Source organism: Bradyrhizobium sp. sBnM-33 (genome assembly GCF_032917945.1).
GTDB lineage: Bacteria > Pseudomonadota > Alphaproteobacteria > Rhizobiales > Xanthobacteraceae > Bradyrhizobium.
In genome coordinates this window covers 8,132,868-8,155,218 of sequence record NZ_CP136624.1, presented here as the reverse complement: position 1 = coordinate 8,155,218, position 22,351 = coordinate 8,132,868, and the positions used below count along the sequence as shown (strand labels likewise).

The window sequence follows — 22,351 nt, the reverse complement described above, 5'->3', positions numbered from 1 at the left end:
GGTTTGATGCGAGGTGTTCAGGAAAAGTCAGTCGTCATCCCGGCCTTATGCCCGGGCATCAACGTCTTGCTTCGCGTCAAGGCGTGGATGGCCGACAAGCCCGGCCATGACGGCCGAAGCTGCGTGAGCCGCTACGCCGCGTCGACCAGCACCAGTTCGGTATCTTCCAGCGCGGTAATCGTCAGCTTCGCTTCGTCGCGGATCGCAGCACCGTCGCGGGCGTTGACGCGCACGCCGTTGACTTCGACGCTGCCGGCCGCCGGCACCAGATAAAGGTGACGCACCTTCGCCGCCTCGTATGCCGCGCTCTCGCCCGCCTTCAGCGTGGTGGCGAGCACCCGCGCATCGGCGCGGATCGGCAGCGCGTCCTTGTCGCCTTCGATGCCGCTGGCGATGGTGACGAGCTTGCCGGAACGATCCGACTTCGGAAACGGTTTGGCGCCCCAGGTCGGCTGGCCACCCCTCGTCGTCGGTTCGATCCAGATCTGGAAGATCTTGGTCTTGCTCGGCTCCAGATTGTACTCGGAGTGACGAATGCCGCTTCCGGCGCTCATCACCTGCACGTCGCCGGCCTCCGTCCGGCCCTTGTTGCCGAGCGAGTCCTGGTGCGTGATGGCGCCTTCGCGGACATAGGTGATAATTTCCATGTTGGCGTGCGGATGGGCGGGAAAGCCGGTGTTCGGCGCGATCTCGTCATCGTTCCACACCCGCAAGGAGCCGTGGCCCATATTCTCGGGATCGTAATGGCTGCCGAACGAGAAGTGATGTTTTGCTTTCAGCCAGCCGTGATCGGCGCTGCCGAGTTTTGCAAATGGTCTGAGTTCGATCATGGGATATTCCTTCGTTGAAAGTTTTTGAATTAAGGGGCCGGGCGGCATGCGCCCGGCCGCGCTGGATTTGGCTTACGCCCCGAAGCCGCCGTCGACGTTGAGCACCGTGCCGGTCACGAACGACGCTTCAGGGCTCGCGAGGAACACCACGCCGGCTGCGATTTCTTCCGGCTTGCCGAAGCGCTGCAGCGCATGCTGCTTGCGCTGGAGGTCGGCGAAGTCCCGGTCGTCATCCGGGTTCATGTCGGTGTCGATCGATCCCGGCTGCAGGACGTTGACGGTGATGCCGCGCGGACCGAGATCGCGCGCGGCGCCCTTGGTGTAGCCGACGACGGCGGCCTTGGTGGCGGCGTAGTCGGCAAGGCCCGGGAACGAGGCGCGGGTTGCGATATCGGAGCCGATCGTGACGATGCGGCCGCCTTCGCCCATCAGCTTCGCCGCAGCGCGGATCGCAGTGATCACGCCATCGACGTTCACGGCGCTCTGCCGGGCCAATGCTGCGGTGTCCGCATTCGGATCATCGACCGCGCCGCCGACGGCAACGCCGGCGTTGTTGACGAGGATGTCGAGGCGGTCGAAATCCTTCGCGACGTTCTTCACCAGTTGGTCGACATCGGCGGAGGACGCCTGGTCGGCCCTGTAGGCGCGGGCGTTGACGCCTTTGGTCTTCAGCTCGGCGACGACCGCTTCCGCCTTGTCAGGGGAAGCGACATAACTGATGGCGACGTTGGCGCCTTCTGCCGCGAGGGCGCGAGCAGACGCCGCGCCGATGCCGCGCGAGCCGCCGGTGACGAGGGCTACCTTGCCTGAGAGCTTCTTCGTCATTGGATTTCTCCATTGCTCGAATTCCGATTGCCATTGGATATGTCGCCCGGCGTGGTATAGAAATAGAAACTGTGGAAACTCATTGTTTCTAAAATGGACCTGAGGGCCGAACCGATGTCCAAACTCCCGGACTTCGACGCGCTGGCGATTTTCGCAAAAGTCGTGGAATTACGGTCATTTGCGGCGGCCGCGACCGAACTCGCGCTGTCCAAGGCCACGGTGTCCAAGGCGGTCAGCCGGCTGGAGCAGCGGCTCGGCGCGCGGCTGTTCAACCGCACCTCGCGGCGGCTGGCGCTGACCGATGCCGGGCAAAGGCTCGCCGAGCGCGCCACGCGGCTGCTGGCCGATGGCGAGGATGCCGAGAACGAAGCCCTGTCGCAGTCGATGGCGCCGCGCGGGCTGGTGCGGCTCGCGGCGCCGATGACGTTCGGCGTAAAGGCGGTGGCGCCGATCTTGCCGGAGTTTCTCGCGGCTTACCCGGAAGTCTCGATCGACCTTCATTTGAGCGACGCGACGGTGGATCTGATCGGCGAAGGTTTCGATGCCGGTCTGCGCATCGCGCGCCTGCCGGACTCGTCGCTGATCGCGCGGCGGCTGTGTGCCATGCCGCGCTACACGGTCGCGGCGCCGTCCTATCTCAAGCGTCATGGAAGACCGACGCATCCGATGCATCTGGCGGAGCATAAATGCTTCGGCTACGCCTATCTCTCGACGGCAAGCGTCTGGCACTACACCAATGCGTCAGGCGAGCAGGCGAGTGTTCGGCCCGCGGGGCAGCTCCGCGTCAATAATGGTGAGGCGGTGTTGCCTTCCGTCATCGCAGGGCTCGGAATCGCCGACCTGCCGGACTTCATCATCGGCGACGCCATCGCTGCCGGCAAAGTCGAAGTGATCCTCAAAGGCTGGAAGCAGCCGGAGGGCGCGGTGCATCTGGTCACCCCGCCCGGCGGCCCGAGACCTGCCCGCGTCGAAGTGCTGGCGGAGTTCTTGGCGAAGCATTTTGCGAAGGCGAAGAAGCGGAAGTAGTCGGTTCTGTGTCAACCATTAAACCCTCATGGTGAGGAGGCGCGCAGCGCCGTCTCGAACCACGAGGCCCCGCTGGTGCCATTCATCCTTCGAGACGCCGCTGCGCGGCTCCTCAGGATGAGGTCTAACAGTGCACTAGACGTTGGTGGGCACGCTTCGCTTTGCTCACCCTACGATTTGAGGCTACGCTCGTCAGACAACCAAAACAAAATCGCTGGGGAGAAACCACCATGAACCGCCGCGAACTTCTGAAGGCCGCCGCCGCCCTGCCGTTAGCGCACACCACGCTCTCCAACACCGCCTTCGCCCAAACCCCATACCCCTCGCGCAACATCACCATGATCGTCCCATTCCCGCCCGGCGGACAAGCCGATCTCGCGGCGCGGCCGATCGCGCAGGCGCTGGAGCGGATCCTCGGCAAGCCCGTCATCGTCGACAATCGCGCCGGCGGCGGTGGCGGATCGGTTGGCAATGCGGCGGCAGCGCGCGCCGAGCCTGACGGGCACACTTTGTTGATGACGCTGTCCTCGCTCGCCGTACTGCCGGAAGCCGATCGGCTGTTCGATCGTCCGGTAGCGTATGAAGTCTCGCAATTCGCGCCGATCGCGCGCGTGCTCGCCGATCCGACGCTGCTCGCCGTGCCGGCATCGGCGCCGTGGAAGACGCTGCAGGAGTTCGTCGACGATGCGAAGAAGCGTCCCGGGCAAATTCCGTACGGCTCGTCCGGTCCCTACGGCACGCTGCATGTAGCGATGGAGATGTTTGCCGCGAGCGCCGGCATCAAACTGCTGCACGTGCCGTTCCGCGGCGCAGGGCCGGCGTTGACCGCACTCTTGAGCGGCACGGTGCAGGCGGTGGCCTCGGCGCCGGGCACGCTGAAGCAGCAGGTCGATGACGGCAAGATGCGCGTGCTCGCCAATTGGGGCGCCGAGCGCATCAAGAGTTTTCCCGATCTGCCGACCTTCCGCGAACTCGGCTACAAGGATGTCGAGTTCTACATCTGGGCGGGACTGTTCGCGCAGAGCGCGTTGCCGGCGCCGATTCTGGCGCGGCTGCGCGAAGCGATGGCAGAAGCCGTGAAGGCGCCCGAGGTGGTCAAGACCTATGAGAACGCTGGCAGCCCCGTCGCCTATCTGGACGCGCCGGAATTTGCAAAATTCGTCGCGGAAGACAGCGCGCGGCTGGTTGCGGCGGTGAAGAAGATCGGCAAGGTGGAGTAGGGAACCCGCTTCACATTTTTTTGTTCGCACTAACGTCGCGTGGCCGCATTCATTCGGCAGGCTCAATGCCCGTTGCCGCGCGGAGCTTCCGCGCCTGTGAAAATCAAAAAGAAGGGGACCTGTCCATGCAAACGCAGCGGATCGTCCTTGCAGTCGTCCTCGCGATCGGCGGCGGAACCGGCGCTGCCGTTCCCGCTTTTGCGCAGGAATATCGCGGAACCTGGGAACAGCAGATGGCCTGCACGCCCGACGTCTGGCGGCTCTGCGGTGACCAGATCCCCGATGTCAGCCGAATCGTGGTCTGCTTGCGGCAGAATACGCCGCAGCTCTCTCCTAATTGCCGTGCGGTGTTCGAATCGCAGGCTGACGCGCAGCCGGCGCCGCGCGGGCTGCAACAAAACGCGCCACGTGCCCGCGCCCCGCAGCCGGGGCAGCCGCAGGTGGTACGTCCGCGGCCTATGCAGCCCCCACCTTATTATGAGGAACAGTAGGCCGGAGTTTCCTGCTCCCGCCTGAGCTCGCAGACGTCGACCCACTCAGCGCCGGTTAGCTCGGCCATGCGCGCGGGTGTGATTTTCACTGCGCTGTGGGTCGAGCCTGCGGCCGGCACCACGATGTCGAACGCCTTCAGCGACACGTCGCAATAGACCGGCAGCGGGGTCTTCAGCCCGAACGGACAGACGCCGCCGACTTCATGGCCGGTAATCTCGGCGACCTCCTCGAGGCCGAGCATTTTCGGCTTTCCGCCGAACAGTGCCTTCACCTTCTTGTTGTCCATTCGCGACGTGCCGGCCGCGACGATCAGGACGACGCGGTCGCCGATCCGCAAGCTCAGCGTCTTCGCGATCCGCGCCGGCTCGACGCCATAAGCCTCCGCCGCCAGCGCGACGGTGGCTGAACTCATCTCGGATTCGATCACGGAAATTTCAGGCGCCTTTTCTGCAAAGAAGGCGCGCACGGACTCTAGACTCATCTTGTTCAGGACCTTTGCGCAGACACCAGTGCGGGAAGCTCGGAGATGCTGTGGATGCGATGATCGGGCTCAAATCCCAGCTCATCCATCTGGGTGCGCAATATCTTGAACATCGTCAAGGGCGGCAGCGTCTCGCTTTCGAGGCAGGCCAGCGCCATCGCTTCCGGCGTCACCCGCTCGATCCAGGCGACGTTGAGCCCGAATGCCTTGGCGCCGCAGGCGTCCCAGGGATTGGAGGAGATGAACAGCACCTCGGCCGGCGGCACGTGTAGCACCTCCTCGATCAGCGCATAGGCCTCAGGGCTGGGCTTGAAGATCTTCTTCGCGTCGACGCTGATGGTGGCGTCGAGCACGCGGTCGAGCCCGCTGTTCTGCACCAGCGCGCCCAGCATGTCGGGGCTGCCGTTGGACAGGATTGCGAGCTTGCAATCCTTCATCGCCGATAGCGCCGCAACCGCGTCCGGATAGAGATCGAGATGCAGATACTTCTCGATGATGCGCGCGAAAGCATCGTCGTCATATTGCAGCCCGAGGCTGCGCAGCGTGTAGGCCAGCGAGTCGCGCGTGGCGGCCGAGAAATCCTGGTAGCGTCGCATCAGCGAACGCAGCCACGTGTATTCGAGTTGCTTGATGCGCCAGACCTGGGTGATGATTTCGCCGTAGCCCGGAAACGCATCCTCGGTGATATCTGCCACCGACTGGACATCGTAAAGTGTGCCATAGGCGTCGAACACAACGGCTTTGATGGTCACTGCGCCCCCTTGCCGATGGTCGTGTCAAGAAAATCGCGCAGCGTCTCCCTCGACTGATCCGCCGCTGCCTGGTTGAATTCGAGATGATGGCCCTTCAACACGAGCGGCGTCGTGAGCTGCGGGGCATCGAATGCGTGATAAGCGCCGGGAAACACCGTCAGCTTGATCGGCACGCCCTTGTCCTTCTGCCGCGATATCCCCCAGTCGTCTCGGCCCTCCACCATACTAAGGCACTCTTTGGCCGAGGCCCAATCGTCGAGTTCGCCAATCAGGATCAGGGCCGGCACGGTCATCTCGCCCTTGAGGCCAAGGCAGGATGGATAAAACGCAACGGACGCGCGGAATTTGTTCGGCGACGACTGTTCCAGAAAGCCATGGTCGACCGACATCAGCGCCGCCCGGCCGCCGTTGGCAAAACCAATCACAGCAACACGATCGGGATCGACGAATGGGTCCCGCACCAGAAAGTTCAGGGCACGGTAGGCGTCCCCAGCCGAATCGATCCGGGCCCTGTCGTCGCAGATTTCGAGGCCGCGCGGACCCAAGCTATCCACGGTGAGCACCACATAGCCCCAGGACGCGATCCGCTTGCCCCAGCGTTCATCGATCCGCTTCCAGTTTCCATGGCAGCTATGCAACAACACGACAGCGGGCGAGGGGCCTGCAGCCTTGGTTCGCCTCAGATAGCCCTGCAGCGGATGCGGACTTGCAAGCGGGTTCTCGATTTCGACGTAGGTCGCTGACGATTCAGCAGCAAGGCACTCGGCCGCGCTTCCGGTCAGGAGCGCGGCGAGCAGGGCAACGGTCTTGGCAAAGTTCGTCACTGGCCATCTCAACCTTTCGTCGATGATGGCCTTCGATTATATACCCAAAATCTTTCTTGCGTTGGCTTTCATCACCTTCGGCCTGATCTCCTCGCGGATCTCGAGCTTGGCAAAATCCGCCAGCCAGCGGTCCGGCGTGATCACCGGCCAGTCCGAGCCGAACAGCATCTTGTCCTGCAGGATCGAGTTGATGTAGCGCACCAGGATCGGCGGGAAATATTTCGGCGACCAGCCGGAGAGGTCGATATAGACGTTGGGCTTGTGGGTCGCGACCGACAGCGCCTCTTCCTGCCAGGGGAAGGAGGGATGCGCGAGGATGATCTTGAGGTCGGGGAAATCAGCCGCGACATCGTCCATGTACATCGGGTTGGAATATTTCAAGCGCATCCCCATGCCGCCAGGCATGCCTGAGCCGACACCGGTCTGGCCGGTGTGAAACAGCGCGATCGCGCCGCCGTCATTGATTGCTTCATAAAGCGGGTAGGCCATGCGGTCGTTGGCGTAAAAACCCTGCATGGTCGGATGGAATTTGAAGCCGCGAACGCCGTATTCCTCGATCAGCTTGCGCGCCTCGCGCACGCCGAGCTTGCCCTTGTGCGGATCGATCGAGACGAACGGGATCAGGACGTCGAGATGGTCGGACGCGACTTCCAGCATCTCGTAGTTGTTGTAGCGGCGGAAGCCGGTCTCGCGCTCGGCGTCGACCGGGAAGATCACCGCCGCAATGTTCTTCGAGCGGTAATAGGCCGCCGTCTCCGGCACCGTCGGCGGATGCTTGTGCGGCGATTTGAAATATTCGGCCATGCGCTCCTGGAAATCGTCATAGCCGTCGTCGCCATGCAGGCCGCAGGGCTCTTCCGCATGGGTGTGGATGTCGATCGCGACGACTTTCTCGATATCGGGCAGCTTGAGCTTGGGCATCTGGGTTTCCTGCCGGCTTGATTTTTGGGTGTGGAAAATTGATTATACTATATAACGAATTCCGCAAGGCGGCAGAACAAAAGACGGAAAATAAGGGAGCACGGCATGGCCAAAACGCAGGCCTTCGAGACCGATTTCTGGAAAGACGCCAACTTAAGAAAGGTCTGGGACGACATTGTTCCCGGCGAGCCGCGCAAGACCAGTCCCTACACGCTGACGAAAGAGGCGATCGAGCTGTACTGCAAGTCGGTCGGCGAAACCCATCCGATCTATTTCGATGAGGCCTACGCCAAGACCACGCGCTATGGCGGGCTGATCGCGCCGCCTTCGATCCACATCCTCTTGATGTTTTCCTGCACGCCGGCGGATGACTGGATGCGCTCGCCCGGTACCGTCAATGCCGGGCAGTCCTGGAGCTACAACATTCCGGCGCGCCCTAACGACGTCATTACCCTGCAGGCCCGCGCGCTCGACAAGTTCATCAAGCGCGAGCGGCTGTTCGTGGTGCATGACAACGTGTTCTTTAATCAGAACGGCGACGTAATCTGTTCCGGCCGTGGCTGGACGATTCGGCCGATGTGAGCGGGGAGGTTGCGATGACCACGACGTTCGAAAAGCTCAGAGCCGGCGATGCCATCGACGGTCCCGCCTTCGCGGTCAGCCGCGAATCCATTCGCCTGTTCTGCGACGCCTCGCTCGACTACAACCCGCTGCATCTCGACGACGAATACATGAAGGGCAGTTTCGGCAAGACCAATTTCGGCGGCATCATCATGCACGGCATGAACAATTTCGGCCTGATCTCCCGCATGATCACCGACTGGGCGTACCCTGCGGGCGCGATCCACCGTCGGCTGGAGACGCGATGGGTCAAGCCGGTCCGGCCCGGCGATACCATCCAGCCCACCGGAATCATCAAGGCCAAGCAGGTGACCGAAAAATCCCGCTGGGTGTTGATCGACGTGGTGGTGAAGAACCAGACGGGCGAAAAAGTCGCGACCGGTGAGGCCCTGGTCGAATTTCCGCGCGATCTATTTTGCCAGTGAACTCAACGTTCCGTCATCGCAGGAATAAGCGCACTTGCGCTTGTTCCGAAGGCGCGAGCCAACGGGTCCGCGCGAAGCGCGGCGCGATGACAGGCTCCGCGAGCCTCGAAGGATGTACGGCCCCGCTTGTGGCCTCGGGCTTCGAGACGGCCGCGTCGTCTCAGGCTGAGGGGGATGGATTTCAGGTGACGGGGGACGGAAATCTTCGGTTCCGGCCTGCGGCCCGGAACGGACCCCCTTCCGCATTGACAACCGAGCCCGTGCTGCTTAGAAACCGCCCCGTCCCGGGCGGCTGGCCGCTTTTCGGGATTAATCCCATTTTGCCACTTTCGGGTAGCTCAGGTTCGGGCCTCCAGCACGGCCTTTCAAAGCATCAGGATTGTCCCCATGAAGGTCCGTAACTCCTTGAAATCGCTGCGCGGTCGCCACCGCAACAACCGCCTGGTCCGCCGCAAGGGCCGGGTGTACGTGATCAACAAGGTGCAGCGCCGCTTCAAGGCTCGCCAAGGTTGATCCTGGCGCTGAGCCGGCTTTTTTCTTCGCTTCACAGGTCTTTGACGATCTGCCGCTTTGCGGCGCGATTTTGCGCGTCTAGACTTGCCCCATGGTTTTGAGATTCCCGGGCGCCCGTAACTGCCGGATCGTGGTCCTCGCTGCTGTCATGGCAGCCGTACCGGCGGCTGTATTTGCCCAGAACGACCCCAGGGTCATTCCCCCGCCGAAAACCGAGAAGAAATTGCCGGAAGCGCCGAGCAAGCTTCCCAACGTTGGCGCTGATCGCACCCGCGGGCTGGATTTCCTGTTCGGTGCCCTGAAGGCTGCCCCCGATGAAGCCAGCGCAAAACACGTCGAGGCGCGGATCTGGGCGCTGTGGATGCAGACGCCGAGCGACACGGCTGCACTGTTGATGCTGCGCGCCAAGGCCGCGATGGACGCGCAGAAGATCGACGTCGCGCTGAAGCTGCTGGATTCCCTCGTCAAGCTGCGCCCCGATTATGTCGAGGCATGGAACCGCCGGGCCACGCTGTACTACCTGAAGAACGACTATACCCGTTCGCTCGAGGACATCCGCCAGGTGCTGACGCGCGAGCCCCGGCATTTCGGCGCGCTGGCCGGGCTTGGCATGATCATGCAGGAGATTGGCGACGAAAAGCGCGCGCTGGAAGCGTTCCGCAAGGCGCTGGCCGTCAATCCGCATCTCGAGAAGGTGCCGGAACTGGTCAAGACGCTGACTGAAAAGGTCGAAGGCCGCGATATCTGAACTTTCGCGGTTTAACCCTGGTTTCCGTGACTTGCATCAGGCAGCAACGTCGCGGCGTGCGCGCGCTATCATTGGGCTGACTGCGTAACACAGCGAGCGATGAAATCACTGCTGTAGCCAGCGCGATGTAATCTGTCGCCGACGCCCAGGTCGGCGGAAACATCTGATTCGCCACCGGACCTTAAAAGTCGCTCAACGACGCCAAGCTGGCCCGTTCGACCCATCAGCCCATGCCCGGAGGTGGACGAGCCGCCCGCAGAGACGCCGGAAACGAGCACTGATCCAACCAGAGTGCTCTTGAGCCGTCTTGCGCTTGGAAAACGCGTCGGCCCACAAGACCTAGTGTATGGCGTTGCTGCCGCGGGCCAGACCGTCGAGGCCTACCGCAGCGTAGATTTGCGCCAACTCCGTCTCAAGCTGCTCGTTGACCCGTAGCAGTGCCTTGAGTGCGCCGCGGATGTCGCCATTGCAACTCGCTACGATCTGATCGATGGCGGCTTCGCTTGCGTCGGAAATCATGGGTAGTCCTCCGATGATACGCTGGAACAATTTGTAGTGAGCGACCCTGTTCCTGTGGATGTCGGGTACAGTGCAGGCGCCCGGCTACCCCCTATCAGGCACGCGCACACGTGGCGAAAGTGGCAACGTCACTGTACAAATTTGCTGATGACGTCAGTATGACCCCGCTATCCACAGGTTCGGTCCCCTGTGGACAATCTCCGAAACCCGTGCCGGTCGGGGCCGTAGCTCGCTGGTGCAAAAAATCAGCCGGAAACTCTCGATGTTGGTGGTGATTTTAGTGGCGGCGCTGGCGGTGCTAGCGCTGATCACGCAAGCCGGCGTTTTTCTCGCGCAGCGGGCCCATCCGGCCCAGGGCAGGATGGTCGAGGTGGCGGGCGGGGCGCTCCATATCCTCGACATCGGCCCGCGCGATACAGCGGGGCCGCCGGTCGTGATGCTGCACGGCGCCAGTTCCAACCTGGAAGTGATGCGGCAGCCAGTCGGGGAGCAGCTTGCCAGGAAGCACCGCGTGATCCTGATCGACCGTCCCGGGCATGGCTGGAGCACCCGCGCCCGCCCTGAGGACTCCACGCCCGAAATTCAGGCCCGCATGATCGAGGAGGCGCTGGCCAAGCTCGGCGTCGGCCGAGCGATCTTCGTGGTGCATTCCTGGGCCGGCGCGTTGGGGGCGCGTATCGCGCTGGATTACCCACAGGCGGTCGCCGGTTTGGTGATGCTCGCGCCGGTGGCCTATCCCTGGCCCGGCGGCGTCGGGCGCTACAACAAACTGATCGCCACGCCCGTCGTCGGCCCGCTGTTCGCCTACACCATCACGCTACCGCTCGGCCTGCTGCTGGCGGATTCGGGCGCGCGGGGTGTGTTCCTGCCGCAGACCATGCCGGATGGCTTTGTCAAAAACACCGCAACGCCACTTCTGCTGCGGCCGCGCGAGTTCATCGCCAATGCGCGCGATATGGTAACGCTGAAGCCGGCGGTCGCCGAGCAGGCGCCGCGCTATGCGGAGATCAAGGCGCCGGTCACCATCATCACCGGCGACGCCGACAAGACGGTGTCGACCAACATCCACTCGCGGCCATTCGCGGCGGCTGCGCCGAACGTGAAACTGATCGTGCTGCCTGGTGTCGGCCACATGATCCAGCATGCGGTTCCCGATCTCGTCATCACCGAACTGGAGGCAATGATAGGCGCATTGCCGCCGAGTGTGGCGGCCGCAGCGGCGCCTTGAGCGTGCGCGTGGCCTGACGGCATCGGATGAGATACGATCAACGTGCGCGGGATTCCGCTGCTCGTCCCGCGAGGGATGAAGCTTAAGAGTTGCGATATCGGGCAGCTTACCTTCGAAGGGAGAGCCCCATGTACGCCGCCATTCGTCAGGGCAAGGCCAAGCCCGGCAAGGCAGAAGAGCTGACACGCAGAATCAAGGAGGGCGCGATTCCCGTCATCAGCGGCGTCGAAGGTTTCATGGGCTATTACGTGGTCTATGCGCCCGACGACACCGTGATCGCGATCAGCCTGTTCAACAATTTTGCGGCCGCCGAGGAATCCAACAAGCGCGCGCTGGCGTGGATCGAGCACGACCTGGCGCCGCTGTTGACCGGGCCGGCGACCGCGACGGCCGGACCGGTGATCGTGCATACGCTGGCTTGACGGGGCGAGTGCTGGAGCTCTCGCAGCCAGAGCAGGGCTGCATTCTTCACCCTCCCCTGGACGGGGTCCGAGACGAGCGAAGCTCGCTCGTGGGTCGCCGCGTAGCGGCGGGGCGGGGTGACGGTCTCTCCACAGCCAGCAGTGACCGAGTGGAGAGATCACCCCACCCCGTCTCACATTCCGCTGCGCTTCATGTGAGCCGACCCACGAGCGAGCTTTGCTCGTCTCGGACCCCTCTAGGGGAGGGTGGGACGACGCGAGAGGCTGACTCAAAGCTGCTCGATGGATTCGAGCATGAGGCCCAGGTCTTATTTCTGCTTCCCGTCCTTGTCAAAGGAGGCGATATAGGCCCAGAGATCGCCGGCCTCTTTCTCGTTCTTGATGCCGGCGAAGATCATCTTGGTGCCGGGAATTTTTGCCTTGGGGTCCTTGATGTATTCGAGGAACACATCCTTGCCCCAGGTGATGCCGGAATTCTTGTTGGCTTCCGAATAGGAATAACCTTCGATGGTGCCGGACTTGCGGCCATCGAGCCCGTTCAGTACCGGGCCGACCTTGTTCTTGGCGCCCTCGCCAATCGCATGGCAGGCCAGGCATTTGTTGAACGAGGTTTTGCCCGCGGCGACGTCCTGCGCCAGCGCGCCCGATGCCGCGGCCAATGAGGTAACGACGATCAGGGCGCTCAAAGTCGATGTTTTCATGTGGTGCTCTTCGTTTCTTCCCAGGGAGGCAGATTTCTTGTGGCAGGCCCGCTTGAATTGGACAAGCCACGAAACTTTGACAGGTTTCACCATTGCCGACTTGTCCCAGAGAGAACTTATCGTTTGAAGCGTGGCAATCCGACCTTCGGATGACCTACCCAAACCCTGGTAGACGTGCTTGATTTGCCAGCACAAATCGTTATTCGCCGGGCCTGGAGGATTCGCATGGCCATCATGATGCCGGCTTCCGATCAGGCGGTTCTGGAACGCCGGGATGCCATCGTCGCCGCTCTTCGCGCGATCGTGCCGGGCGAGGGCGTGATCGACAGTGCGGCCGAGATGCTGGCCTATGAGTCCGATGGTCTCACAGCCTATCGGCAGCCGCCGATGGTCGTGGTGCTGCCCGACACCACGGAGCAGGTATCAAGAGTTCTCAAATATTGCTTCGAACAGGGCATCAAGGTGGTGCCGCGCGGTTCCGGCACGTCACTGTCAGGCGGCGCGCTGCCGCTCGTGGACGGCGTGCTACTAGGTTTGGGCAAATTCAAGCGCATCCGCGAGATTGATTTCGACAACCGCGTGGTGGTGACCGAACCCGGCGTCACCAACCTCGCCATCAGCCAGGCGGTGGCGCATGCCGGTTTCTATTACGCGCCCGATCCCTCCTCGCAGATCGCCTGCTCGATCGGCGGCAATGTCGCGGAGAATTCCGGCGGCGTGCATTGCCTGAAATATGGCATGACCACCAACAACGTGCTGGGCTGCGAGATCGTGCTGATGTCCGGCGAGATCCTGCGCATCGGCGGCAAGGCCGCCGAAAATTCCGGCTACGATTTGATGGGCGTCATCACCGGCTCGGAGGGCCTGCTCGGCGTCATCACCGAGATCACGGTGCGAATCCTGCAGAAGCCGGAGACGGCCCGGGCGCTAATGGTCGGCTTTGCCGAGGTCGAGGCCGCCGGCGAATGCGTCGCTGACATCATCGGCGCCGGCATCATTCCCGGCGGCATGGAGATGATGGACAAGCCGGCAATCCACGCCGCCGAAGCTTTTGTTCACGCCGGCTATCCGCTCGATGTCGAGGCGCTCCTGATCATCGAGCTCGACGGTCCGAGCGTGGAAGTCGACGAATTGATCAAGCGCGTCGAGGCGATCGCGCAAGGCTGCGGCTCGACGAGTTGCCAGATTTCGACGTCGGAGGCCGAGCGCAACCTGTTTTGGGCCGGCCGCAAGGCGGCCTTTCCGGCGGTGGGCCGGATATCGCCCGACTACCTCTGCATGGATGGCACGATCCCGCGCGGCGCGCTGCCGAAGGCGCTCGCGCGCATCCGCGACCTCTCGGTGAAATACGATCTGCGCGTCGCCAACGTGTTTCACGCCGGCGACGGCAATCTGCACCCCTTGATCCTCTATGACGCCAACAAGCCCGGCGAGATCGAGCGGGCGGAAGCCTTCGGCGCCGATATCCTGCGGGCCTGCGTCGAATTCGGCGGCGTGCTCACCGGCGAGCACGGCGTCGGCATCGAGAAGCGCGATCTGATGGGCGAGATGTTTACCGAGATCGACCTCAACCAGCAGCAGCGCCTGAAATGCGCCTTCGACGCGCAGGGCCTGCTCAACCCTGGAAAAGTGTTTCCGACGCTGCACCGCTGCGCCGAACTCGGCCGCATGCATGTTCACGCCGGCAGACTGGCGTTTCCGGATATTCCGAGATTTTAGTGATGAACAAAGTCATGCGCACATTCGAGCGGTTTATTCATGAACACCGCCCGTGCGGCTTACCCCTCTCCCCAACCCTCCCCCGCAAGGGGGGAGGGAGCCCGAAGAGCGTACTCACCTCACTTTGCCTCATGGCTTCAGCGTCTTGCGGACGAACAGGAGAATCGCAGCCCGTCAGGGGCGCACGGGCGGATGGGCTCCCTCCCCCCTTGCGGGGGAGGGTTGGGGAGAGGGGTAAGCCCCGGGCGCTGACGGGAGACAGGCAGCGACTCTGTATCAGCAAACCTCGGGCGAGGATCGGCGAAATTGATCGCTTTATCCTGGTCCACCGTCGCACCGCCGACGCCATGTGCAATTCAGGTGCGCCTTGGATACGTTAAGAGTCCGTGACGCCAAGGACGTCGAGGAGATCGTGCGCGCGGCGATCGCGAGCGAGCAGCCGCTTGAGATCGTCGGCCATGGCACCAAGCGCGCGATCGGCCAGCCGATGGCGACCAATGCGGTGCTCGATGTGTCGGCACTGAACGCCGTCAGCGCCTATGAGCCGAACGAGCTGATCATCACGGTGCAGGCCGGCACCCCGCTCGCCGACGTGCAGTCGCTGATCGACTCCAAGAACCAGCAATTCGCCTTCGAGCCGATCGATACGTCGGCACTGACAGGCGTCTCCGGCAATGGCACCATCGGCGGTATGATCGGCTCAGGTCTCGCCGGCCCGCGTCGCATCAAGGCCGGCGGCGCGCGCGATCACCTGCTTGGGGCGCATGCGGTGTCCGGCTTCGGCGACAGCTTCAAGACCGGCGGACGGGTGGTGAAGAACGTCACCGGCTATGATCTCTGCAAGCTCCTGACGGGGTCGTGGGGCACGCTGGCGGTGATGACCGAAGTCACCCTGAAGGTGATGCCTAGACCGGAGAGCGAGCGCACGCTGGTGCTCTCCGGGCTCGATGATGTGGCCGCGAACCGGGCGATGACCACAGCGCTCGGCTCGCCGTTCGACGTCTCGGGCGCGGCGCACCTGCCGAATTCGGCGTTCCGCCCCGCGACCGGCGCGCTTGCAGATATTGCCTCTCAGGGGCGGGCGGTCACGCTCTTGCGGCTTGAAGGCATCGCAGCTTCGGTCGCGAATCGCGCCACTTCGCTGGGCAAAACGCTGGCGCCATTTGGCTCGGTGGAAATGCTGGAGGACGCTGCCTCGGCAACACTCTGGAGCGCGGTTCGCGACGTCGAGCCTTTCGCCGCAAGCGGCGCGCTCGGCGCCTGGCCGGTGTGGCGGATCGTCTGTCCACCGGCGTCCGGCGGCGCGCTTGGACAGGCGCTGGCGCGCGAGACCGGGGGTGACGTGATCTATGATTGGGGCGGCGGCCTGATCTGGGCTGCGCTGCCGCCCAAGCCGGACGCGCTGGCCGCGATGGTGCGTCAGCGCGTCGAGGCGGCCGGCGGCCACGCTTCGCTGATCCGGGCGTCCGAGGAGACCAGGCGAAATGTCGACGTCTTCCATCCGCAATCCGGCGGCATCGCCGCGCTGAGCGAGCGGGTGCGCCACAGCTTCGATCCGAAAATCATCCTCAACCGCGGCCGGATGGTGAGGGTATCTGCGTCATGAAAACCGAGTTCTCCCTTGCGCAACTGGCCGATCCCGACATCGCCGAAGCCGACAAGATCCTGCGCGCCTGTGTGCATTGCGGCTTCTGCACCGCGACTTGTCCGACCTATGTGCTGCTCGGCGACGAACTCGATAGCCCGCGCGGGCGAATCTACCTGATCAAGGAGATGCTGGAAAAGGGCCGCCCGCCGACGGCGGAGGTGGTCAAGCATATCGACCGCTGCCTTTCCTGCCTCGCCTGTATGACCACCTGTCCGTCCGGCGTGCATTACATGCACCTGGTCGATCAGGCGCGGGTCCGGATCGAGAGGGACTATTCGCGGCCGGTGGCCGAGCGGGCCTTGCGCGCGGTGCTGGCGCTCGTGTTGCCGCGGCCAGAGCTGTTTCGCGCCAGCATGATCATGGCGCGGCTCGCCCGCCCCTTTGCAGACCTGCTGCCGGCGAAGGCGGCCGAGACCCCCGGCCTGACGCGGCGGATCAAGGCGATGCTGGCGCTCGCGCCGAAACGCCTTCCTCCGCCGGGCCCCTCCGGCGGCAGCGTGTTTCCGGCCCAGGGCGAGAAGCGCGGGCGGGTCGCGCTATTGCAGGGCTGTGCCCAGCAGGTGCTGGCACCGCGCATCAACCAGGCCGCCATCAATCTCCTGACGCGCCACGGCATCGAGGTCGTCCTGGTCAAGGATGAGCAATGCTGCGGCGCGCTCACTCACCACCTCGGGCAGGACGGCAACGCGCTGGCGCGAGCGCGTGCCAACATTAAGGTGTGGAAAAAGGAAGCGGAACAAGGCGGCCTCGACGCCATCCTGATCACGGCGTCGGGCTGCGGCACGGTCATCAAGGACTATGGTTTCATGCTGCGCGAGGATCGCGATTTCGCTAGCCCCGCAGCGCAAATCTCCGCGTTGGCAAAGGATATCACCGAGTATCTCGCCGACGTCGCGCTCACGCCATCGAGCCAGAAAGGCGACGTAACGGTGGCCTATCACTCGGCCTGTTCGCTGCAGCACGGACAGAAAATCACAGCCCTTCCGAAAGAATTGCTTTCCAAGAATGGATTCGTGGTGAAAGATGTACCTGAGAGCCATTTGTGTTGCGGTTCGGCGGGGACCTACAACATTCTCCAGCCCGACATTGCGAGCAGGTTGCGCGATCGAAAGGTTGCCAACATTGCGACAGTCAAACCGGACATGATCGCTGCAGGCAATATTGGATGCATGGTTCAGATTGCCGGCGGTACATCAGTTCCTGTGGTGCACACGATTGAGCTTCTCGATTGGGCGACGGGAGGTCCCAGGCCAGGATTGAATTGATCGATCGGCCCTTGAGCATGATCCGGAAAGCCTGCTCCGTGCCTCGATAGCGGATGGCATCCGGTTTTCCTCGGGACAGGCGCGCTAGGCGTCTCGACCGAGATCATGCCCAGACAAGGATGGAGCGGGAGGGCACTTCGAAGAAGTGTCGTCCCGGTCTAGCCTGCGGATTATCGAAGCGCTCGGCAGCATGGACAGCGCAACAGGAGGACTACGATGGCGAAGAAGAGTAAGAAGGCGAAGAAGGCTAAAAAAGCCAAGAAGGCCGTAGCAGCGAGGAAGAAGTCCGCCAAGAAGTCGGCGAAGAAGGCTGCCAAGAAATCGGCGAAGAAGGGCGCCAAGAAAGCGGCGACGAAATCCGCCAAGAAGGCGGCCAAGAAATCAAAGGCCGCACCGAAGAAGGCTGCAAAGAAGAGCCCGGCCAAGAAAAAGAGGGCGGCCAAGCCTGCCGCTCCCAAGGCGGAGCCGGCGGCGCCTGAGCCGGAAGCCGAGGCGACGGCGTCTGCTCCGAGTTGGGCTTCCCCGGAGCCGTCTAACCCGTCGTGGAGCTCCTCAAACGGCGGCGACCAGCACTAGAGCATGATCCGGAAAAGTGGATACCGGTTTTCCGAAAAGACCATGCTCAAACAAAAAGCTAGAGCGGGATGACGATTCGACGAAAAGTCATCCCGCTCTAAGTCGCTCGCCGAGATGATATTTCGAAAGGCCGCAGTGTCCACCGCTGCGGCCTTTTTCGTGAGGACTGCCCAGGCGATCGGAGCGGTATTTTCACGGGCGGGCTGATTCGCGAGAGCCGCCCTCCGGTGTGTCGCTGGTGCCGCCCTTTCCGGTCAGTACGCCACTGGGGGATCCGGGAACCCGTAAAATTGTTGTGAGAATGCAACACGCGCGGAGAAGATTTCGCGAAACGTCACAAACGCCTAAAAAGGCGGCACGTGCTTGACTTTTTTGCTTCACGACAATGATGCCGCGGCCCACTCTGTGACCACGTTAAGACATTTGGCCGCAGTCGGTTATCGCTTGCCCTTGGGGGGCGCCGGAACGGGACTGTCTAGAAGGGTGATGGGGATCGACATGAAGAAAGTGGCTTTGTTGGCAACGGCGCTGGCAATGGTTTCCGGTTCGGCTCTCGCTGCGGATCTGCGGGTGAAGGCCGTCAAGGCGCCGCCGCCGGTCGCCTTTGATCCCTGGGATATCGCCTTCGGCGCCGGGATCACCAACGACTACATCTTCCGCGGCATCACCCAGTCCAACCACAAGCCGTCGGTCAACGTCTATTTCGAGCCGCGCTACAACGTCACCAAGGACTTCCAGCTCTATGTCGGTCTGGCCGGTGCGAGCATCTCCTTCCCGAACCGTGCCGCGGCTGAAATCGACGCCTATGGCGGTGCCCGCCTGACGGTCGGCCAATTCGCCTTCGACGTCGGTGCCTGGGGCTACATGTATCCGGGCGGCACCTGCCATTACGGTGCGGCAACGGACACTGCGGGCGTGCCGCTCAGCAACGAATGCCAGGTCAATGCCCTGCTCAACGGCAACGTCATCAAGAAGGACCTCAGCTTCTTCGAGGTCTATGGCAAGGTGAACTACACCTTCAACGACAACTTCTCGCTCGGTGGTAACGTCTATTATACGCCGAGCTTCCTGAACACCGGCGCCGAAGGCACCTATGCGTCGATCATCGGCAAGGCGATTGCGCCGAGCGCCTGGTTTGGCGCCAGCGGCATCGGCATGTATGTGTCCGGTGAATTCGGCCGTCAGTGGCTCGGCACCTCCGACTCCTTCTACGGCGTGGCCGCGTTCCCGAACGGCATCAACTATGCCGATTACAACACCTGGAACATCGGCATTGGCTTCACCTACAAGGTGTTCACGCTGGACTTTCGTTACTCCGACACCAACCTGTCGCAGGGTGATTGTAACGCCTTCACGAGCGATCATACCGCGACGTTCAACGGCAGCTTCACCCCAATCAATCCGTCTGGCGTCGGCTCCAAGTGGTGCGGCGCCGCCGGTATCGTCAAGCTCTCGGCTGACCTGACCGCGATGACCAACCTGAAGTAAGATCTTTTTCCTGTCGAAGACGAGGGGGCGGCAGGCGATCTGCCGCCCTTTTCTTTTGGTAGCGCAGATGAAACGGGATTGGCGGCGCGCGGCGTATCGGGCGATCTCCCGCAACGATCACCGCAACATCCTTGCGGGCGCGGTCGCGGGCCTCGGCGGCGCGATCGCCATCGGCGCCATGGAGTGGTTCTCGCTCGCGTTGCATTATCCGCTCGCCGTGATTCCGTTCGCCACCTCGATCGTGCTGGTGATCGGATCGCCTGACGTGGCGCCGGCGCAGCCGCGCGCCCTGATCGGCGGCCATGTTGTGTCGGCCCTGGTGGGCCTCGCCGTGCTGAAGCTGACGGGACCGCAGGCCTGGGCAGCGGCGGCCGCCGTCGGCCTGTCGATTCTGGCGATGTACGTCACCGGGACCTTTCACCCGCCGGCAGGCATCAATCCGCTGCTGGTGGTCTCAGGCAATCTGCCCTGGACGTTCCTGCTCGCGCCGGTGCTGGCCGGCGCGCTGCTGCTGACCGCGTTCTCCTACATCTGGCACCGCTGGGTGCGCCGTCAGCCATGGCCGCGGTGCTGGCTGTAGGAAAATCGTAGCCCGGATGGAGCAGAGCGTAATCCGGGAAAGGTCTCTCCGCGGTGATCCGCATGTGAGACTGGCCCCGGATTCGCTGCGCTCCATCCGGGCTACATGACTACGACGCGGTGGCGCTCTTGCTGTCCTGCAGCGCGAATCCATCTCCGGCTCGGGCAAGCACGACATTGCGATCGTGGAAGGCGTCGAGCGTCGAGCGATGCCCGATCGAGATGATGGTAGTGGCCGGCAATTTCGCCTCGAGCAGGCGATAGAGCGCCGCTTCCGAAGGTTCGTCGAGCGACGCCGTCGCCTCGTCGAGGAACAGGTATTGCGGCACATGCAACAGCGCACGTGCCAATCCAAGTCGCTGCTGCTCGCCGAGCGACAGCGTCCGATTCCAGTGCCCGTGTTCGTCGAGTTGGGACGCGAGCTTCGGCAATCCCACTAACTCCAGCGTCTGGCTGATCTGAGCGGGCGTGAACGCGCCTTCCTTGGCAGGGTATTCGACTGCCGCTCGTAGTGTTCCGGTCGGGAAATACGGGCGCTGCGGCAGCATCATCAAGGTCGCCCCTGCCGGTACGGTGATCGAGCCGGAGCCGAACGGCCAGATGCCGGCGATGGCGCGGAACAGCGTCGATTTGCCGGACCCGGACGGGCCTGTGACCAGCGTGCGCTCGCCCTTGCGAAGGCTGAATCCATCTGCGGTCACCAGCGGCGTTCCGTTCGGCAGACGTAGCGTCAAATCCTTGAGGTCGATGGCGCCGTCGCCTGCCTTGTTGACGTGAATCCGGTCGTCGCGGTCGGCGAGTTCGCGCGCCGCCACTATTCCCGCCTCGAATCCGTCGAGACGATTAACCACCGCCTGCCACTCCGCCAGTTGCCGATAGATGGTGATGAAGAACGAAAGCGCGCCCTGAACGTTCGAAAACGCCGATGCAGTTTGCATCATGCCGCCGAGTTGGATCTTCTCCGCGAAATAGGCAGGTGCCACCAGCACATAGGGAAAGATCACCGAAGCCTGATTATAGCTGGCCGTGAACGCCGTTATCTTCTTCGTCCGGTTCATGATGGCGAGCCAGTTTTCAACGACGCGTCCGAAGCGAACCATAAGGCGCTCGCGCTCGGCTTGCTCGCCGTGCAACAGCGCGATCTGCTCGGAATTTTCCCGCACGCGGACCAGGTTGAAACGAAAATCCGCTTCATATTGCTGCTGCCGGAAATCGATGCCGACCAGCGGCCAGCCGATCAGATGGGTCAGGATGGTGCCGAGCACCGAATAGATCAGCGCGCCCCAGACGAGATATCCCGGAATCGGGTAATCTTGGCCGAACAGGTGCAGCGGTGCGGCGTTCGACAGGGCCCACAGGATCGCGACAAAGGACGCCAAGGTGACAATCGAGTTCAAAAGGCCGACGCCGATGTTGAGCGTGCGATCGACGAACAGCTTGACGTCGTCGGTCATGCGCTGGTCGGGGTTGTCGGCTGCGTCCCCCTGAAGCTGCATCCGGTAGTGATTGGCGTGATGTAGCCAGTCACCGAGATATTGCGCGGTCATCCAGCGCCGCCAGCGGATCTGCAGCCATTGATTGAGATAGAGCTGATAGACCGCCAGCACGATAAAAACGGTCACAACGACGCTGAAATAGATGATCTCGCTGACGAAGGAGTCCCAGTTTCGTTCCTGCAGCGCATTATAGAAGCGGGCGTTCCACTGATTGATCAGGACGTTGATGCCGACGATCGCAAGCTCGATGGCGATGACCGCGGCCAGCAATCCGCGGCCGGCCCATTTGTCCTCGGAACGGAAATAGGGGACCGAGATACGCCATACAGCGGCGAGTATCGAGCGAAGATTTTTCACAGATTGCCGTCTCCGGGGAGGGCCTCAAAGGCCTGAAAAATCGGGACAATTGGTGATTTTACGGGGGCATGCCACGCGGGTGCCGCGGTCAGCGTTGGCGTGTCCGGGTGTTGAAGTCAACCCTGGCATCGCGGGACGGGAGACCACTTCGCGAGGATGTGAGCGATTCGGCAGTGCCCAATTCGCCGTGCGGGGCAGCTAGCCAATCACATCGTTGTTCAATAGAACGGCGCGCGGTGTTGGACGTTTGAGAGGTTGCATGATTTCATTCGCGCGCATGTCGAAACAGGCAGCATCGATTCTTCTGATTGCCACCACACTTCATCTCAGCCCGGTCAGGGCCGATAACGGCTTTCCGTTCGGCTCAGAAATGACACTCGACGCGGATCGTCAGCGCGGGTCGAAGCGGATTCCCAATCTCGAGATCGGCGACAAGGGCGAGGTGATCTTCGAACTCTGGTGCAAGGGCGGCAAGGGCCAGTTCTCGGTGGCTGGCAATACCGTGATCTTCGTTCCCGGTGCGATGGAGAACCGCACTTGTCCGCCGGATCGCGCGCAACAAGATGATGAGCTGATTGCGGCACTTGCCGAGGCCGGCACCTGGAAGCGGCAGGGCGATTTCGTGTCGTTCATCGGCGCGAAGACGCTGCGCTTCCGCATCAACACGAACTAGGT

The 22,351-nt window shown here is 62.6% G+C and carries 25 protein-coding genes; 16 read left to right on the top strand and 9 right to left on the bottom strand.

Annotated features, from left to right (window positions below; translation table 11 throughout):
* Positions 1–131 precede the first annotated feature (131 nt).
* Together RX328_RS38295 and RX328_RS38290 are read right to left on the bottom strand one after the other, a co-directional pair.
* The gene (locus tag RX328_RS38295; protein ID WP_213247965.1) at positions 132–830 is read right to left on the bottom strand and encodes a pirin family protein; all 699 of its coding nucleotides are present in this window, start codon (positions 828–830) and stop codon (positions 132–134) included.
* Between the two features lie 72 nt (positions 831–902).
* A complete protein-coding gene (locus tag RX328_RS38290; protein WP_213247968.1) occupies positions 903–1,655 on the bottom strand; it encodes an SDR family NAD(P)-dependent oxidoreductase in 753 nt (250 codons plus the stop codon).
* Between the two features lie 114 nt (positions 1,656–1,769).
* On the opposite strand from RX328_RS38290, the gene RX328_RS38285 reads away from it, so the two are divergent.
* The 3 genes from RX328_RS38285 to RX328_RS38275 all read left to right on the top strand — a co-directional run bounded on the left by RX328_RS38285 (position 1,770) and on the right by RX328_RS38275 (position 4,392).
* A complete protein-coding gene (locus RX328_RS38285; protein ID WP_213247970.1) occupies positions 1,770–2,681 on the top strand; it encodes a LysR family transcriptional regulator in 912 nt (303 codons plus the stop codon).
* A gap of 230 nt (positions 2,682–2,911) precedes the next feature.
* Positions 2,912–3,901, top strand: a complete 990-nt coding sequence (locus tag RX328_RS38280) for a tripartite tricarboxylate transporter substrate binding protein (protein WP_213247972.1) — start codon at positions 2,912–2,914, stop codon at positions 3,899–3,901.
* 125 nt (positions 3,902–4,026) lie between these two features.
* Positions 4,027–4,392, top strand: a complete 366-nt coding sequence (locus tag RX328_RS38275) for a hypothetical protein (RefSeq protein ID WP_249726141.1) — start codon at positions 4,027–4,029, stop codon at positions 4,390–4,392.
* Here RX328_RS38275 and RX328_RS38270 read toward each other — a convergent pair.
* From RX328_RS38270 to RX328_RS38255, 4 genes are read right to left on the bottom strand one after another with little or no spacing between them, the layout of a single operon-like run.
* Positions 4,377–4,874: a YbaK/EbsC family protein gene (locus tag RX328_RS38270; RefSeq protein ID WP_213247976.1), complete on the bottom strand. Its 498-nt coding sequence runs from the start codon at positions 4,872–4,874 to the stop codon at positions 4,377–4,379. The two genes, RX328_RS38275 and RX328_RS38270, sit on opposite strands and share 16 nt — an antisense overlap.
* Positions 4,875–4,879: 5 nt before the next feature.
* The gene (locus RX328_RS38265; protein ID WP_213247978.1) at positions 4,880–5,626 is read right to left on the bottom strand and encodes a haloacid dehalogenase type II; all 747 of its coding nucleotides are present in this window, start codon (positions 5,624–5,626) and stop codon (positions 4,880–4,882) included.
* The gene (locus tag RX328_RS38260; RefSeq protein ID WP_213247980.1) at positions 5,623–6,450 is read right to left on the bottom strand and encodes a dienelactone hydrolase family protein; all 828 of its coding nucleotides are present in this window, start codon (positions 6,448–6,450) and stop codon (positions 5,623–5,625) included. Before RX328_RS38260 ends, RX328_RS38265 begins: the two co-directional genes overlap by 4 nt.
* A gap of 36 nt (positions 6,451–6,486) precedes the next feature.
* Positions 6,487–7,371 (bottom strand): amidohydrolase family protein, encoded by an 885-nt coding sequence (locus RX328_RS38255; protein WP_057838072.1) that lies wholly within the window; start codon positions 7,369–7,371, stop codon positions 6,487–6,489.
* 105 nt (positions 7,372–7,476) lie between these two features.
* On the opposite strand from RX328_RS38255, the gene RX328_RS38250 reads away from it, so the two are divergent.
* From RX328_RS38250 to RX328_RS38235, 4 genes are all read left to right on the top strand, one after another.
* The gene (locus tag RX328_RS38250) at positions 7,477–7,953 is read left to right on the top strand and encodes a MaoC family dehydratase (RefSeq protein ID WP_213247982.1); all 477 of its coding nucleotides are present in this window, start codon (positions 7,477–7,479) and stop codon (positions 7,951–7,953) included.
* A 14-nt stretch (positions 7,954–7,967) separates the two neighbouring features.
* The gene (locus RX328_RS38245; protein ID WP_213247984.1) at positions 7,968–8,417 is read left to right on the top strand and encodes a MaoC family dehydratase; all 450 of its coding nucleotides are present in this window, start codon (positions 7,968–7,970) and stop codon (positions 8,415–8,417) included.
* Between the two features lie 387 nt (positions 8,418–8,804).
* Complete coding sequence (gene ykgO / locus RX328_RS38240) at positions 8,805–8,930, top strand: type B 50S ribosomal protein L36 (protein ID WP_002718645.1); 126 nt, start codon at positions 8,805–8,807, stop codon at positions 8,928–8,930.
* A 148-nt stretch (positions 8,931–9,078) separates the two neighbouring features.
* On the top strand, positions 9,079–9,678 hold the full coding sequence (locus tag RX328_RS38235) for a tetratricopeptide repeat protein (protein ID WP_409410737.1): 600 nt from the start codon (positions 9,079–9,081) through the stop codon (positions 9,676–9,678).
* Between the two features lie 339 nt (positions 9,679–10,017).
* Here the strand turns inward: RX328_RS38235 and RX328_RS38230 are convergent, their stop codons facing one another.
* Positions 10,018–10,197, bottom strand: a complete 180-nt coding sequence (locus tag RX328_RS38230; RefSeq protein WP_213247988.1) for a hypothetical protein — start codon at positions 10,195–10,197, stop codon at positions 10,018–10,020.
* A 262-nt stretch (positions 10,198–10,459) separates the two neighbouring features.
* On the opposite strand from RX328_RS38230, the gene RX328_RS38225 reads away from it, so the two are divergent.
* Both RX328_RS38225 and RX328_RS38220 read left to right on the top strand, forming a co-directional pair.
* Entirely contained in the window at positions 10,460–11,425 is a 966-nt protein-coding gene (locus tag RX328_RS38225; protein WP_213247990.1) for an alpha/beta fold hydrolase, read from the top strand.
* Positions 11,426–11,553: 128 nt separating this feature from the next.
* Positions 11,554–11,847: an antibiotic biosynthesis monooxygenase gene (locus RX328_RS38220; protein WP_065743653.1), complete on the top strand. Its 294-nt coding sequence runs from the start codon at positions 11,554–11,556 to the stop codon at positions 11,845–11,847.
* A 308-nt stretch (positions 11,848–12,155) separates the two neighbouring features.
* Here RX328_RS38220 and cycA read toward each other — a convergent pair whose 3' ends face one another.
* Complete coding sequence (gene cycA / locus RX328_RS38215; protein WP_213247992.1) at positions 12,156–12,548, bottom strand: cytochrome c-550 CycA; 393 nt, start codon at positions 12,546–12,548, stop codon at positions 12,156–12,158.
* Positions 12,549–12,773: 225 nt separating this feature from the next.
* Between cycA and RX328_RS38210 the strand changes: the two genes are divergently transcribed.
* The 6 genes from RX328_RS38210 (at position 12,774) to RX328_RS38185 (ending at position 19,824) form a co-directional block, all read left to right on the top strand.
* Entirely contained in the window at positions 12,774–14,267 is a 1,494-nt protein-coding gene (locus RX328_RS38210; protein ID WP_213247994.1) for an FAD-linked oxidase C-terminal domain-containing protein, read from the top strand.
* A 367-nt stretch (positions 14,268–14,634) separates the two neighbouring features.
* Positions 14,635–15,873 carry an FAD-binding protein gene (locus RX328_RS38205; RefSeq protein ID WP_213247996.1) on the top strand — a complete coding sequence of 413 codons (1,239 nt, stop codon included), beginning with the start codon at positions 14,635–14,637 and terminating at the stop codon, positions 15,871–15,873.
* Positions 15,870–17,180 carry a glycolate oxidase subunit GlcF gene (glcF, locus tag RX328_RS38200; RefSeq protein ID WP_213247998.1) on the top strand — a complete coding sequence of 437 codons (1,311 nt, stop codon included), beginning with the start codon at positions 15,870–15,872 and terminating at the stop codon, positions 17,178–17,180. The genes RX328_RS38205 and glcF overlap by 4 nt, the downstream gene beginning before the upstream one ends.
* A gap of 216 nt (positions 17,181–17,396) precedes the next feature.
* Positions 17,397–17,756, top strand: coding sequence for a hypothetical protein (locus RX328_RS38195; RefSeq protein ID WP_213248000.1), 360 nt, complete (start codon positions 17,397–17,399; stop codon positions 17,754–17,756).
* A 498-nt stretch (positions 17,757–18,254) separates the two neighbouring features.
* The gene (locus tag RX328_RS38190) at positions 18,255–19,244 is read left to right on the top strand and encodes a TorF family putative porin (RefSeq protein WP_213248002.1); all 990 of its coding nucleotides are present in this window, start codon (positions 18,255–18,257) and stop codon (positions 19,242–19,244) included.
* 67 nt (positions 19,245–19,311) lie between these two features.
* Complete coding sequence (locus RX328_RS38185) at positions 19,312–19,824, top strand: HPP family protein (protein WP_213248004.1); 513 nt, start codon at positions 19,312–19,314, stop codon at positions 19,822–19,824.
* A gap of 109 nt (positions 19,825–19,933) precedes the next feature.
* Here RX328_RS38185 and RX328_RS38180 read toward each other — a convergent pair whose 3' ends face one another.
* Positions 19,934–21,676, bottom strand: coding sequence for an ABC transporter ATP-binding protein/permease (locus RX328_RS38180; protein ID WP_213248006.1), 1,743 nt, complete (start codon positions 21,674–21,676; stop codon positions 19,934–19,936).
* A gap of 259 nt (positions 21,677–21,935) precedes the next feature.
* Here RX328_RS38180 and RX328_RS38175 point away from each other — a divergent pair, with 259 nt between their 5' ends.
* Positions 21,936–22,349, top strand: coding sequence for an META domain-containing protein (locus RX328_RS38175; RefSeq protein WP_213248008.1), 414 nt, complete (start codon positions 21,936–21,938; stop codon positions 22,347–22,349).
* Positions 22,350–22,351: the final 2 nt, after the last annotated feature.